The following is a 13,774-nucleotide window of genomic DNA, read 5'->3' on the forward strand; positions in this document are numbered from 1 at the left end:
AAAGGGCGCGTCAGAAAGCGACCGTGGAACGCATCGGCGAACCCGGGCATTCAATGGCCATGCGGTGACGCATCATCCCCTGAGCCTTTACGGGGCGCCGGGCCGAACAGGCCCGGCGCCCCCTTTTTTGTTCGGCGCGGCAGGGATATGCGTGGAACCTGCGCGAATGCTGGGGCATTTGTCCGCCCAAGGGGGCATTTTCGTTTCACCATGCCGGACCAGGCTTTTGCAATCGCGCTGATCGGGGCGCTCGGAATCGGCGCACAATGGGTTGCATGGCGCACCGGCTGGCCGGCGATCGCGCTAATGCTTGCTGCCGGCGTGATCGCCGGGCCGGTCACGGGATTGATCGATCCCGAGCATGTCTTCGGCGAACTGCTGGAGCCGATGGTCTCCATCGCCGTCGCGCTGATCCTGTTCGAAGGCGGGCTCAGCCTCAACCTGCGCGAGTTGCGCAAGACCGAGGGCGCGGTGACACGCCTCGTCGTGCTGGGCGTGCCGATCGGTTGGGCGCTTGGTGCGCTCGCCTGCTATTATGTCGCAGGACTGGTCTGGCCGGTCGCGATCCTGTTCGGCGGGATTCTCGTGGTCACCGGTCCCACGGTAGTGATTCCCTTGCTGCGCCAGAGCAATGTCGCGGCCCGGCCGCGAGCGATCCTCAAATGGGAAGGCATCGTCAACGACCCCTTCGGGGCGCTGTGCGCGGTGCTGACCTACGAGTATCTTCGCCGGGCGGGCGAAGGCGCGACCCTGTTCGAGGTGACTCTCGCGCTGGTCGGGGCGGTCGTGATCGCCGGACTGATCGGATATGGCGCCGCGCGCGCGGTGGCCTGGGCCTTTCCGCGCGGATATGTCCCGGAATATCTCAAGGCGCCGATCCTGGTCGTCGCGGTGATCGGCACATTTGTCGGATCGAATGCCATCCAGTCGGAAACCGGGCTGTTCGCAGTCACCCTGTTCGGCATCGCGCTCGCCAACATGCACCTCGACAGCCTGCGCGACATCCATCCGTTCAAGGAGAATGTGACCGTCCTGTTGATTTCGGGCGTGTTCGTTATCCTGTCCGCGTCGCTCGATTTCGATGCCGTGCGTCAGTTCGAATGGCGCTTCCTCGCCTTCCTCGCGGCGATCCTGTTCCTCGTCCGCCCCGCGACGGTGTTGCTCAGCCTCGCCTTCAGCCGCATTCCGTGGAACGAGCGGCTGCTGATCGCATGGATCGCGCCGCGCGGCATCGTCGCGGTCGCGATCTCGGGCCTGTTCGCGCTGCATCTGCGGGAGTTGGGCTATAGCGACGGCGGCATCCTGGTCAGCCTGTCGTTCCTGATCGTCACCGGCACCATCCTCGCGCACGGGTTCAGTATTCGCCACGTGGCGCGCTGGCTCAAGGTGACGGGCGCCGAGAAACAGGGGCTGCTGCTGGTCGGCAGCACCAGCTGGAGCCTCAAGCTCGCGGAGCAGCTTCGCCAGCTCGAGGTGCCGGTGACCATCGCAGACGCGAGCTGGCAGCGGCTGACCCCTGCGCGTCAGGCCGGTATCCCGACCTTCCATGGCGAAATCCTCGCCGAAACGACCGAGGATCAGCTCGACATGAGCCAGTTTCAGGTGCTCGCCGCGACCTCGACGAACGAGGCTTATAACGCCCTGGTCTGCACCGAGTTCGCGCCCGAGATCGGCCGCGATTCGGTCTATCAGCTGGGGGATGCGAGCGACGACGATCCGCGCAGCCTGCCCGAAAGTCTGCGCGGGCGCGCGATGTTCGCGTCCGGCCTGGGCGTCGAGGAAATTCTGGAGCGCGAGGCGCAGGGCTGGGAATTTCGCAAGACCAAGATCGGCGAGCATTATGATTTCGAGAGCGCCAAGGCGGCGCTTCCGGAGGGCGGTGACATGCTGATGCTTGTGCGCAAGAATGGCAGTCTGCGGTTCTTCACTCATGCGTCGCGACCGACGCCACAGCCGGGCGACACCGCGATTTCCTTTGGCCCGCCGCGAAAGCGCGCGGCCCGGAAGAAGAAGGAAGAGGTGACAGGGGAAGCGGCATGAAGCGATTGGCGAGGACTGCTATTATCCTGGGGGCGACCGCGCTGCTGACCGCGTGCGACCCGCCGGCGGGAAATGCGATCGCGGTAAACGAAGTGACGGCGCCGGAACGCGCCGACGATACCGTAGCAAACAGGGCAGATGCCGATGCGGCAAAGTCGATCCTGCGCCCGGTCGAGGATGAGGTCGCGCCACCCGAACCGCCCCCGGTCGAGCCGGTCTCGCTCACGATTTCCTTTGCCGATCGCGGTATAACGCTCTCCGATGATGCCAAAACCGCGCTTGATGGCCTGATCGCGGCACCGGCTATGGTCACAGGCGGAGCGATCACGCTGCGCGGCCATAGCGACAGCCGCGGCCATGATGGCGACAATCTGGTGGCGTCACGTCGCCGCGCCGAGGCGGTCGCCGACTATCTGCTCGAAAAGGGCGTGCCGCGTGAGCGCATGACGGTGATCGCGCTCGGCGAGAACCGGCCGGTCGCGCCCAATGCGAAGCCCGATGGCTCCGACGATCCCGAAGGACGCGCCCGCAACCGCCGGGTGGAAGTGGAGGTCCAGCCGCCGCCCGTTCTCGAGGCCGGGGAAGACGCACCAATCTCCAACGCCGCGACGGCGGAGGAGTGATGCGCGTCAGAGTCTGACCGTGGCGGCGCGGGCGCAACCTTCCCACAAACGGGGCGTGCGGAGACGCATTCATCCCCTCCTGAACTCCACGGGGCGCCCCGGGCTTTAGGCTCGCGGCGCCCCGCTTTTCATGTGCCTGTCCCCTAGGTGCATGAGAAGCGGGCGTTAACCCTTTTACCTGGCCTTAACCCTGTAGGCGTAGGCGGGGGGAAGGCTGATTGAGGGGACTTCGCCTTGCGCATTCTGATCGTGGACGATGAGCCGGGGATGCACGACTCCTACCGCCAGTGCTTCAAGAGCCGGGGCGCGGGGGGCGGGCAGGGTGCCGCACTGGACGCAATGGCGGCTGAATTGTTTGGCGACGATGACGCGGCGCCGGTTGCCGAGAGCGAGACGGTCGCGTTCGAGCCTGTCCATTGTATGCAGGGCCTCGACGGCGTCGAGGCCGTGGCGCGCTCGATCGAGCGCGGCGAGCGGTTCGCCGTCGCCTTTATCGATGTGCGGATGCCGCCGGGCATCGATGGCAAGGAAACCGCCAAGCGCATCCGCGCGCTCGATCCCGATATCAATCTGGTGATCGTCACCGGCTATTCCGATTTCTCCCCGCTCGAAATCAGCCGCGACGCCGGTCCCGCCGACAAGATCTTCTACATCGCCAAGCCGTTCCAGGTCGAAGAGGTCGTCCAGACCGCGACCGCGCTGGGCAAGCGCTGGCAGGTCGATCTCGAACTCGCCCAGGCGATGGCCCTGCTTGAGGAGCAGAAGGCCGAACTGGCCGCGAATGAGAGCAAGGCGACGCATCTCGCCAATCACGACAGCCTGACCGATGCGCCCAACCGGCTCGCCTTCATGCGCGCGTTGACCGATCATGTCCGCGGCCCCGAGACGTTCGCGATGGCGATGATGGATCTCGACCGGTTCAAGCTGGTCAACGACACGTTCGGCCATCTCGCCGGCGACGAGCTGATCCGCATGGTGTGCGACACGATCGAGGGCGCAGTGCCGCCGGGCGGCTTCGTCGCGCGGCTGGGCGGCGACGAGTTCGCGGTGCTGATGAAGGTTCCGGGCGAAGGCGCAGCGGTCGAGGCGGTCGAGAAGCTGCTGAGAGCCTGCGCCACCACCTTTACCGTATTCGGCCATTCGGTTCAGGGGTCGGCTTCGGCTGGGCTGGTCGTTGTCCCGCCGGGAATGCAGCATGATCCGATCGACGTAATGCGCCGCGCCGATCTGGCGCTCAATGAGTCGAAGAAATCGGGTCGCGGCGTGGTGCGCGTGTTCGATGAGAGCATGGACGAATCGATCCGCTTCCGGCGCCAGATCGAGGGCGGCCTGTCCAAGGCGATCGCCAATGGCGAACTGCGGCTGGTGTTTCAGCCGATCGTCGCGCGCGAAAAGCTGGAAATCGTCGCTTTCGAGGCGCTGTTGCGCTGGAAGAGCCCCGAATATGGCAACATCTCGCCCGCCATGTTCATTCCGATCGCCGAGGAATCGAACCTGATCCACGAGCTGGGCGACTGGGTGATCGACGAGGCGCTTGAGATGCTCCAGCAATGGCCGGGGCAATATGTCTCGGTCAATTTCTCGCCGCGCCAGTTTCGCCGCCAGAATTTTGTCGGCCATGTCGTCGAGCGGGTGCAGCGCGCCGGGATCGAGCCGCACCGCGTGCAGATCGAAATCACGGAGACCGCGATCTTCGACAATGCCGAGCGCGCCGCCGACACCCTCTATCGCCTGCGCCAGATGGGCTTTCGCATCGCGCTCGACGATTTCGGTACCGGCTATTCGTCGCTCTACAATATCCGCAAATTCGCGCTGGATTGCCTCAAGATCGACCGCAGCTTCATCGACGGGATGGGCAAGGAGCGCGAGAGCGCAGCGATCGTCCATTCGATCATCCATCTCGGCCGTGCGCTGGGGCTGGAGGTCGTCGCCGAGGGCGTCGAGACCGAAGCGCATCTCCAGGCGCTCCGCCTCGCCGGATGCAGCCATTATCAGGGCTATTATCTCGCCCGCCCGCTGGAAGCCGATGTCGCGACCGAAGTCGCGCATGAGCGCTATATGGCGCCGGACGAGATCGAACCGGCCGCCGAACCGCTCGTCGCGATGGCAGGCAACGGCACGCAAGGGTGACGCCCGCGCGATCCATGTTCACGCGAGTCCAGGCCCGTATTCCGCGCTCGCTGGGCGCCAAGCTGGTCGCGATCCTAACGGGAATCGCGTTGGTCGGCGCGGCCAGCGTTACCCTGCTCCTCGCGCTCGTCATCACCCCCAGCTTCGACCGGCTGGAGGCGCAGGCGATCGAGGGGCATGTCGAGCGGACCCGCGCCGCGCTGAGCGAATATGCCTCGAAGGTCGAGGCGTCGGTGCGCGACTATGGCGACTGGAACGAGAGCTACGACTATATGGGCGCGCCCAATCGCGCGTTCGAGGAAGACAGTTTCGCCACGTCGGCGATGGTCAATCTGGGCGTCAACGGCATGGCCTATGTCCGCCCCGATGGCGGGGTCGTCATCGCGCGCTGGCTCGATATCGAGACCGGGCGCGACCGACCGGAAATGCGCGCGCAGATGCTCGCCGCGATTGGCCGGATCGACGTTGCCCGCGCGTTGGCGAAGGACAACAGCGCCAGCTTCTACGCCCGGCTGGGTGACCGGATCGCCGCGATCGGCATTGCCCGCGTCCGCCGTACCGATGGCAGCGGCGCGCCACGCGGAACGGTGGTGATGGCGCGTCTCATTTCGTCCGAACAGCTGAGCACGCTGCTCCAGCTGCGCGCCGACATCGACGTTGCACATCGCCTGGATGCACCGCGGATCGTGTCGGGCGAGCGCGACATCGCCGTCGCCGTGCCCGTGCTGGGCGAGGGGGGGCGACCGGTTGCGAGTGCCACCTTCACCGTTCCGCGTGACCTGTCCGCGCTCGGCCGCAACATGCTCAAGCTCGCGGCGATCGGTACCACCGCACTGCTGCTGCTGGTGATGGCGGTGCTCAGCCTGATGATCGTGCGCCTCGTGCTACGTCCGCTCCACCGCGTCGAGCGCCATATGGGCGTCGTGCGCAGCTCGGGGAATCTGGTGCCGCTGACCGAAGCACCTCGCCGCGATGAGATCGGTAGCCTGGTCGGCAGCTTCAACGCGATGCTGAGTCAGCTCAAGGACTTGCGCGAAAAGGTTGAGGCGCAGTCGTTCAAGCTGGGTCAGTCGGAAAGCGCGGTCGCGGTGATGCACAATGTCCGCAACGCGCTCAATCCGATCAGTACGATCCTGAGCCAGGGTCTGGGCGAGGCGCCCGCTGCCGATCGCGCGCTGACCGACCGGGCGCTGGCGGAACTGGCCGACGAGGTCATTCCGGTCGCTCGCCGTCAGAAACTCGCCGCGTTCATCGCCGCAGTGCTGACGCGCGAAGCGGAGGCGCGGCAGGAGCGCAAGGAGCAACTCGGCATCGGCCGCGACGCGCTGCACAATGTGCTCGAGATCATCGGCTGTCAGCAGGAACAGGCGCATGAACGCCCGCCACTCGATACCTGCGACGCGACCGATCTGGTTGCGCGCAACGCCACAATCGCGCGCTATTCGGGTGCGAACTCCATCGCTTTCCACTTCCCGTCGAAGCCCCACTGGGTGCTCGCCAATCGTGTGCTGCTGAGCCAGGTGATCGGCAATCTCTTCTCCAACGCGGCGGAGGCGATTGTCGCGACCGGGCGGGACAGCGGAAGTATCGCGGTGACGATCCGCGAACGCGCAGACAAAGTGGAAATCCGCATCCGCGACGATGGCGAGGGCTTCGACCCGGCCGCCGCGCCGCAGTTGTTCCAGCGCGGCTTCTCGACCCGTGAGCACAAATCCGGCGGCCTTGGCCTCCATTGGTGCGCCAATTCGATGGTCGCGATGGGCGGCAGCCTGACGCTGCTCAGCGAGGGAAAAGGGCAGGGCGCCTGCGCGGTGCTGGAACTCGCGCATTCCGACGTGATGCGGGAGGATGTCGCTGCCTGACGGTTTGCCTCACTCGCCAATTGCGCCGCGATCGATTAGCCGGGCTCGATGTTCACCCGCGTTGCCCTCGCCGCGTGCCTTATCGTTACCCCGGCATGGGCCTGTTCCGTCCGGCCGGGATATCGCGTTCCCAATACGCTGCAGCTTGCGCAGGCCGCCGATCTGATCGTGCTGGCGCGCGTTGATGACGCGCAGCCTGGGGATTCCCCATCCGACTCCCACCTCATGGTCAGGCCGACGCACTTGTTGAAAGGGGATGCTCTTCCGGAAGCGCTGATGCTGGACGGTTGGCTCGAAGGCACTGGCGCGGAGGGAGAGAAGATCCTGGCGGCTACCCGAAGCGACCCTGCCGAACTGGCGCGGCCCAATCCCGATGCCCTGACCGGCGGCTGCACCCGCTATATCTTTGCCCGTGGCATGACCCTGTTGCTTTTCTATGCGCGGGGCGAGACGGGCTGGCGTTTCATGGGCTATCCGTTTGCGCGTGTGTCGGAAGATGTGGCTACGCCGGACAGCCGCTGGGTGCAGGCCGTGCGCGAATATATTGAAATCGCGAAGTTACCCGCGTCCGCGCGTCGCGATGCGATGCGTGAACGGGCGACCGAATTGGCCAAGGGCGACGCCGATCAGCGTGCCATCGCCGCCGACATGCGCCGGTTGATGGATGACAAGGGTGCGTTCACGCTGATCGAATAGCATCAGTCCGGTGCGGGGAGCGGCTCGCGACGCAGCCGACCCGCCTCCAGAATCGGCAGGCCGCCTTCCGTCGGAACATAGATGATTTGACCTTTCGACTGCTCCAGATTCTGGATGTAGAGGTAGCGCAGATAACCCTCCGGTCCGCCCAGGCTGTTGGCAACGATCCGGTTCGCCTCGGCCAGCCCTTTGGCGCGGGCGATTTCGGCATTCGCCTCCAGCGAGGCGGAGTCCATTCGCGCCTGCGCCTCCAGTACCTTGATCTTCCGGTTCTGCGTTGCCTGTGCCAGTTCGGCCTCACCTGCGGTTTCCGCATTCCATACGCGGACCGAGTTATAGGCCGCGCAAGATCCAAGCCCGCCACCGACGATCACGAGCAGCAGGATCGCGATTGATGCCGCTAGCTTGAGGATGGTGCCGCTCGTCGAGTCCATTGTCGTTTCCTTTCAGACGATCAGCCCGCCCGGCGTACCGGCACAACCGCGTCCCTGCGCCGCAGATAGGGTGCAACAAGGTTGCGGGCGCGGAAATATTCCTGCCGGTCGGGGTCGAGCGTATCGAAATTGCCGATCACCCGGCGGCATCCTTCGGACCGGCATTGGCAGATCATGTGCCAGTTCGATTGCGCCAGCGTGGTCGAATAGTCCCAGGTCACCTCGTCGCCCGCCGCGATCGGCCGGATCGCGACAAGGATTACCCCATCTTCGGTGAAGCGTAGCCCGGCATTGGGGGCGCAGCTATGGTTCACCAGATCGTCGAGCTGCCCCGACGGACCCATATAATGGTCCGGCGTCACCTGGACGAAGCGGTCGTCGCTGCCCCGCATCAGGCTGGGGATCTCATCGACATGGAAGCGGCGTCCGGTGAATCGCATGAGCTCCGCCCCCTCGGCGAAGCGGCAGCTGGCATAGACCGCCTTGCCGAGATGATTCTCGCCCACTTCGAACAGGTTGCGCGGGTGGCGGTAGCGGTCGAGCACGAGCAGCCCGCCACGGCTCCAGCCCAGTGAGCGTAGAGGATTGATCGTCGTAAGTCCGATCATGAACCAGATGCTGGCATGGCACGCCAGTTCGACGAAGATATAGGCAAACCCGTCCACCCCGGCGCCGCCTGCGCGCGCGGCGACCAGCAATGTGGCGAGATCGCCGAGTGTCCACAGCCCCCAGGCGGGCGAGCGCTCGGCGCTGCGGTCCTTCCACACGCTCACCCATGTTGGCCAGAAACTCACCGGCACCGCTGCGACCACGAGCATATGCGCCCAGAAAGTCTCGCGAAACGCGACCCAGATCAGCAGCGCGACCAGACATGCAGCCATGCTGAATGCTTCGATATTGGTGGGGGGCGCCCAGTTCGACCGGCGCCAGAGGGAAGCGGTAACGATCAGGCAGCACGCGGCAGACACGACGAAGACCCAGCTTTGCGGCGATCCGGGATTGACCGCATGATAGGTCAGCGCCTCGGCGGCGGCGGATGCGCTCCAGATCAGCCAGGAGGCGCGGTTGGGACGCACGATCGCGCGGCGCAGGCCCAGCAGATAGACGCCATAGGCAGCGAAGCTCAGGCTCATCGCAATCAGAAACCAGGCATCGCCGACCATATTCCCCCCTCGAACCGGCGATCTGTTTACCGTGTTCGATAAGGTTCGTCAAAGCGCGACTCGTGGAGAATCCACGAGTCGCGGGGATTCCATCCTAGTAACTGGCGGCTCAGCCTCAGTCGCTACGACCCCGCGCCCGAAGGTTCGTGGACGCCTTCAGCGCCGGTGCATACCCCGACATTGCCTGCCTCTCGGCGGCGCAAAGCGTGCAGGACATATGACAATAAAAAAGGCCGCCTTCCAATGGGATAGCAGCCGACTTTCAGAGGAGAACAGCCCGGGCAGGTCGTACGAAGCGGGTTATCCGCAGCGCCGCTCACCCGGGCCGAAAGGATTTACCAGGGGCGAAGATCTTCGCCGTGGCCGTCCCGAAAAAGCATCGCGAACATATCATTTTCTCCCAACGTGCACTCGAAAGCGCACCCATTTTGGTTAAATTAAAATTCATCCTTAATCAATCGTTAGGGTTACCGTAGATTCACTTAGGGTTGTCCCGCAGTGGGGCGGGGTCCTTAAACCTTCCTTCAGCACTGGCTGGTACGCGGGGTCTGATGTCCGATCCTGTCGATCAGCCCGGATTCCCTGGCTCGCCCTTTTCGGCGGCGCGCGGCGCTGTGGCCGGCGGTGTCGGAGCCGCTGCCGATGGCGGTGGGCACGCAGGCCGAAATGGCGGTGCAGGGCGCGATCGGTGGCGCGCGCTCGCCTTGTGCGAGATCGCCAACTTCCAGTCGCTGCGCCGCCATCTGGGGCGTCCGCGCTCGGACACGCTGATCCACGATCTTGCGGACCATGTCGCGCGGCTCCAGACTGGGCTGCGTATCGCGCCCGCGGGTCGCGCGCTGCTCGAAGTGGCGTTCGAATCCGAGAACCCGGAAGACGCGACTGCACTGATCGATCGGCTCGCACAATCCTTTGCGCGCTCGGTGGACCTCGACGGCGAGCGGCACCTGATCCAGCTGATCTGGGGTGTCGCCGTTGCTCCGGCGGGGGAGGACGACGATGTCCGGTTGACCGAGGGCGCCGAAGCCGCGCTTGAACAGGCACGCAGCGAGGCAGGGATCGTCACGCTTGACCTGTCGCAGACCCATGTCGCGTTCGACGGTTCGGCATTGGCGCGCGAACTGCCGCGTGCAATCGCCGCCGGGCAGTTGTTCCTGCAATATCAGCCCAAGGTGAATGTGCGCCAGGAGGCAGTGACCGGTGCCGAGGCGCTGGTGCGCTGGCATCATCCGGTGCGCGGCCTGATTCTTCCGGGCGAGTTCATCAGTGCCGCCGAAGACGGGGGCGAAATCGTCGGTCTGACGCTGTGGACCCTGCGTCAGGTGATTGCCGACCAGCAGGTGATGCGCGCGCACGGCCACGACATGCCGGTCTTCATCAATATCTCCGGCGTGCTGCTTGCCGATGACGGCTTCGTCGCCGAGGCTTGCCGTATCGTGCGGGACAGCGGCGCGCGGATCGGCTTCGAGATCACCGAGACGGCGGTGATCCGCGATCCCGAAAGCGCGATCCGGCACCTTCAGACCTTCGCCGCGATCGGTATCCCGCTCGCGATCGACGACTATGGCGCAGGCCTGTCCTCGCTCGCGTATCTGAAGCAGCTGCCTGCCAGCGAGCTCAAGATCGACAAGATGTTCGTGATGCAGCTGACCAGCAGCAATCGCGATCCGCTGATCGTCCGCTCGACGATCGACCTTGCCCATGCGCTGGAGATGGAAGTGACCGCCGAGGGGGTGGAAACCCCGGCGGCGCTGGCGCTGCTCAGCGTGATGGGCTGCGACATGGTTCAGGGCTATCTCATCAGCCGTCCGATCGCGCTCGATGCGTTCGTCCGCTATCTGGACGAGGAAAGCTACAAGTCGGTCGCGACGATGCGCAGCAGCTTCGCGCGACCCGAGGCCTTCTGGCGCAAGAGCGGCTGATGCGGAGGGCGTTCGCCGTCCTGCTTTGCTGGCTGGCCCTGAGTACCGCGCTCCCGGCCGTCGCGCAGCAGCGCGAGAGTGAAGCGCTGGTCGAACGCGCTAAATCGGCGATGATTGCCGAGCCGTCCGAGGCGCTGCGCCTCGCGACGGACGCGCAGCGGCGTGCAAAAGCGATCCCCGATCCTGTCAAGCGTGCACAAGGCGAGGCGACCGCATTGTGGATTCAGGCCGAGGCGTTGATCCGCGTCCGCCGCGCGCAAGAAGCGACCGCACGGATTACACGCGCGCTCCAGCTGATCAGCGGCGATCAGGCCCCCACCAAGCTGCGCGGCGACTTGCTGATTGCCCGCGCCGGGGTGCAGGAGTCGGATCTGCGCTTCGCCGAGGCGCTGACTTCCCTGCAGGAGGCCCACAATATCTTTGCGACGCTGGGCGAGAAGCGCACCCAGTCCATCGCCCTCCAAATGATCGCGTCGCTCTATGCCCAGGCCAACGACCTTGCTAGCGCCGAAAAATACTATGAGCAGGCGGCCGAGCTGTACACGGGCGACGCCCGGTTTCAGATGATCCTGCTGAACAACCGCGGGAACGTCCTTCTGAAGCTCGATCAGCCGAAGCGCGCCGAGATCGAGTATCGCAAGGCGCTGGTTTTGGCCCGACGAGAGAATTACTCGAACCTCCCCCAAATGCTGACCAACCTGGCGCGTGCCCTTGTCGACCAGCGGGACTTTGCAGGAGCCGATGCTGCGGTGGGGGAAGCCCTGAGGATCGCCCAGGCTGATCCTGCACGGCGCGGGGAGGCGCCCGCGCTCGCGGTCGCAGCTGAGTCCGCGCGCCTGCAAGGCAATCTCGCCCGCGCCGCGCAACTGATCGAGCGCAGCTTTGCGGGTGTGACGCTCGCGAAAACCTCGTTCGCGCTGCGCGATGCGCACATCACTGCTTATCACGTCTTCAGCGCGCAGGGACGGAGTGGCCTCGCGCTGGCGCATCTGGAGCGGGTCCGCGCGCTGGGCGACGATGCGGCAAAACTCGCGACATCGGCAAATACGGCGCTGATGGCGGCGCGGTTCGATTATGCGAACCAGGAATTGCGGATCGCAAACCTGAAGGCCGAGGAGCTGCGGCGCGAGGCTGCGTTTCAGCGTACCCTGTTTCTGGGGTTCGGAGGCGCGGCGCTCGCGATCGTCATTTTGCTCAGCATCGGCCTGTTCACCATCCGCCGCAGCCGCAATCAGGTACGCGAGGCGAATGCCGTCCTTGCCGACACCAATGTGGCGCTCGAAAAGGCGCTGAAGGCAAAGACCGAGTTTCTCGCGACCACCAGCCACGAGATCCGCACCCCGCTCAACGGCATCCTTGGCATGACCCAGATCATGCTGCGCGATCCCGCCGTGCCCGACGCGACGCGCGACCGCATCAATATCGTTCATGGTGCGGGCATGACCATGCGGGCGCTGGTCGACGATATTCTCGACGTCGCCAAGATGGAGACGGGAAACATGACGGTCGAACTGGCCCCGACCGATCTCCACGCCACGTTGCGCGACGTGACCCGGATGTGGGAGGAGCAGGCGCGCGCCAAAGGGCTCGATTTCAAACTCGATTTCGCATCCGCGCCGCGCTGGGTGGAAACCGATCCGGGCCGGTTGCGGCAGATCGTCTTCAATCTGCTCTCCAACGCGGTCAAGTTTACCGAGCGCGGCGCCCTCACGCTCACCGCGTCGTCGGCGAACGATCGACTGATCTTCGCGGTCGCGGACACCGGGATCGGTATTCCAAGCGAAAAGCTTGAAGAGGTGTTCGAATCCTTCCGTCAGGTCGATGCGGGAACGACGCGCCAGTTCGGCGGCACGGGCCTGGGGCTTACCATCGTCCGCAATCTGGCGCGTGCATTGGGCGGCGATGTGTCGGTACGCAGCGTCGTCGGCGAAGGATCGGTCTTCACCGTCGACCTGCCCCTGCGCCTTGCCCCGGCCCCGGATGCAGCGCCGCCGCAGGACGGGACGGGGGAGGCGATCGTCATCCTCGACCGCAATCCGATCGTCCGCGGGATGCTTCGCACGCTGTTCGCACCGAAATTCGCGTCGGTGCAGTTTGCGTCGACCCCGGACGAGGCGGTGACACTCGCGCGCGATGCGATCCCCACGCTGCTCCTGGCGGACGAAGCCACGCTGGCTGCCACGGGTGTCGATGCGATCGATGCACTGGCGGCGCTCTCCGCCTCCGTGCCCGAAGGCGTGCGCACTGCGGCGCTGTGGAGCAAACCCGACCCCGAGGCCGAAGCACGGCTGAAGAAAACCGGTGTCGGTCTGATCGTCGTCAAGCCGGTAAAGGGACCCGCTCTGGTGGCAGCGCTGGTTGAGGTTCGTAAAGATTTTTGTGCGACAGGCGAAACGACGCTGCTTGTTTCGCAGGCGGCTTAGGACGATAGCACAGTTATGATTGCCACCTATCGGATCGCTTACGCCATGTTCACGACTGCCCCATGAACATTCTGTTCATCGAAGACGATCCGATGAACCGCCGGGTCGTTCGCGACATGCTGAATGTCGCCGGCGCCAGCATGGAAGAGGCCGAGGATGCCGAAGCCGGGCTGCGCAAGGTCGACGAAGGGGACTATGACGTCATTCTGGTCGATCTGCGGATGCCTGGCATGGACGGGATCGAGGCGATTACGCATATTCGAGCCCGCGGCGACGCCAAGGCGAACCTGCCGATCATCGTCGTGACTGCGGATACGGCGATCGATCTGCGCGAGCGCTGCCTGGCGGCGGGTGCGGACGAGGTGTTGTTCAAGCCGGTCGCGATGGACGCGCTGTTCGATACGATCGGCCGCGTTCTGGCATTGCGCGGCGGGGACGACATGATTTTGTGATGCGCGCTTTGCGCCAGGCGACACCGGCC

At 64.9% G+C, this 13,774-nt stretch carries 10 protein-coding genes; 8 read left to right on the forward strand and 2 right to left on the reverse strand.

The genetic code is table 11. The features are described from left to right. Positions 1 to 210: 210 nt before the first annotated feature. The 5 genes from FPZ54_RS01915 to FPZ54_RS01935 all read left to right on the forward strand — a co-directional run bounded on the left by FPZ54_RS01915 (position 211) and on the right by FPZ54_RS01935 (position 7,351). Positions 211 to 2,040: a cation:proton antiporter gene (locus tag FPZ54_RS01915; RefSeq protein WP_145844566.1), complete on the forward strand. Its 1,830-nt coding sequence runs from the start codon at positions 211 to 213 to the stop codon at positions 2,038 to 2,040. Continuing rightward, positions 2,037 to 2,663 (forward strand): OmpA family protein, encoded by a 627-nt coding sequence (locus tag FPZ54_RS01920; RefSeq protein ID WP_145844567.1) that lies wholly within the window; start codon positions 2,037 to 2,039, stop codon positions 2,661 to 2,663. The genes FPZ54_RS01915 and FPZ54_RS01920 overlap by 4 nt, the downstream gene beginning before the upstream one ends. Positions 2,664 to 2,930: 267 nt before the next feature. Then, positions 2,931 to 4,793 carry a two-component system response regulator gene (locus tag FPZ54_RS01925; RefSeq protein ID WP_145849522.1) on the forward strand — a complete coding sequence of 621 codons (1,863 nt, stop codon included), beginning with the start codon at positions 2,931 to 2,933 and terminating at the stop codon, positions 4,791 to 4,793. Between the two features lie 14 nt (positions 4,794 to 4,807). Then, positions 4,808 to 6,655, forward strand: coding sequence for a sensor histidine kinase (locus tag FPZ54_RS01930; RefSeq protein WP_145844568.1), 1,848 nt, complete (start codon positions 4,808 to 4,810; stop codon positions 6,653 to 6,655). Positions 6,656 to 6,703: 48 nt separating this feature from the next. Next, complete coding sequence (locus FPZ54_RS01935) at positions 6,704 to 7,351, forward strand: hypothetical protein (protein WP_145844570.1); 648 nt, start codon at positions 6,704 to 6,706, stop codon at positions 7,349 to 7,351. Between the two features lie 2 nt (positions 7,352 to 7,353). On the opposite strand, the gene FPZ54_RS01940 is transcribed toward FPZ54_RS01935, so the two are convergent. Both FPZ54_RS01940 and FPZ54_RS01945 read right to left on the reverse strand, forming a co-directional pair. Beyond that, a complete protein-coding gene (locus FPZ54_RS01940) occupies positions 7,354 to 7,785 on the reverse strand; it encodes an SPFH domain-containing protein (RefSeq protein WP_145844572.1) in 432 nt (143 codons plus the stop codon). 20 nt (positions 7,786 to 7,805) lie between these two features. Then, positions 7,806 to 8,948 carry an SET domain-containing protein-lysine N-methyltransferase gene (locus tag FPZ54_RS01945; protein WP_145844574.1) on the reverse strand — a complete coding sequence of 381 codons (1,143 nt, stop codon included), beginning with the start codon at positions 8,946 to 8,948 and terminating at the stop codon, positions 7,806 to 7,808. A gap of 551 nt (positions 8,949 to 9,499) precedes the next feature. Between FPZ54_RS01945 and FPZ54_RS01950 the strand changes: the two genes are divergently transcribed. The 3 genes from FPZ54_RS01950 (at position 9,500) to FPZ54_RS01960 (ending at position 13,745) form a co-directional block, all read left to right on the forward strand. Further along, positions 9,500 to 10,870, forward strand: coding sequence for a putative bifunctional diguanylate cyclase/phosphodiesterase (locus FPZ54_RS01950; RefSeq protein ID WP_145844576.1), 1,371 nt, complete (start codon positions 9,500 to 9,502; stop codon positions 10,868 to 10,870). Then, on the forward strand, positions 10,870 to 13,293 hold the full coding sequence (locus FPZ54_RS01955; protein WP_145844578.1) for an ATP-binding protein: 2,424 nt from the start codon (positions 10,870 to 10,872) through the stop codon (positions 13,291 to 13,293). The genes FPZ54_RS01950 and FPZ54_RS01955 overlap by 1 nt, the downstream gene beginning before the upstream one ends. Positions 13,294 to 13,355: 62 nt before the next feature. Next, positions 13,356 to 13,745 carry a response regulator gene (locus FPZ54_RS01960; protein ID WP_145844580.1) on the forward strand — a complete coding sequence of 130 codons (390 nt, stop codon included), beginning with the start codon at positions 13,356 to 13,358 and terminating at the stop codon, positions 13,743 to 13,745. The last annotated feature ends 29 nt before the right edge of the window (positions 13,746 to 13,774 follow it).

The organism is Sphingomonas suaedae, assembly GCF_007833215.1.
Taxonomy (GTDB): Bacteria; Pseudomonadota; Alphaproteobacteria; order Sphingomonadales; family Sphingomonadaceae; genus Sphingomonas; species Sphingomonas suaedae.

Bases quoted from the DNA above. Each gene is read 5' to 3' on its own strand.
- FPZ54_RS01940 (WP_145844572.1), bottom strand. From the start codon at position 7,785: ATGGACTCGACGAGCGGCACCATCCTCAAGCTAGCGGCATCAATCGCG.
- FPZ54_RS01955 (WP_145844578.1), top strand. From the start codon at position 10,870: ATGCGGAGGGCGTTCGCCGTCCTGCTTTGCTGGCTGGCCCTGAGTACC.
- FPZ54_RS01920 (WP_145844567.1), top strand. From the start codon at position 2,037: ATGAAGCGATTGGCGAGGACTGCTATTATCCTGGGGGCGACCGCGCTG.
- FPZ54_RS01945 (WP_145844574.1), bottom strand. From the start codon at position 8,948: ATGGTCGGCGATGCCTGGTTTCTGATTGCGATGAGCCTGAGCTTCGCT.
- FPZ54_RS01915 (WP_145844566.1), top strand. From the start codon at position 211: ATGCCGGACCAGGCTTTTGCAATCGCGCTGATCGGGGCGCTCGGAATC.
- FPZ54_RS01925 (WP_145849522.1), top strand. From the start codon at position 2,931: ATGCACGACTCCTACCGCCAGTGCTTCAAGAGCCGGGGCGCGGGGGGC.
- FPZ54_RS01960 (WP_145844580.1), top strand. From the start codon at position 13,356: ATGAACATTCTGTTCATCGAAGACGATCCGATGAACCGCCGGGTCGTT.
- FPZ54_RS01930 (WP_145844568.1), top strand. From the start codon at position 4,808: ATGTTCACGCGAGTCCAGGCCCGTATTCCGCGCTCGCTGGGCGCCAAG.
- FPZ54_RS01935 (WP_145844570.1), top strand. From the start codon at position 6,704: ATGTTCACCCGCGTTGCCCTCGCCGCGTGCCTTATCGTTACCCCGGCA.
- FPZ54_RS01950 (WP_145844576.1), top strand. From the start codon at position 9,500: ATGTCCGATCCTGTCGATCAGCCCGGATTCCCTGGCTCGCCCTTTTCG.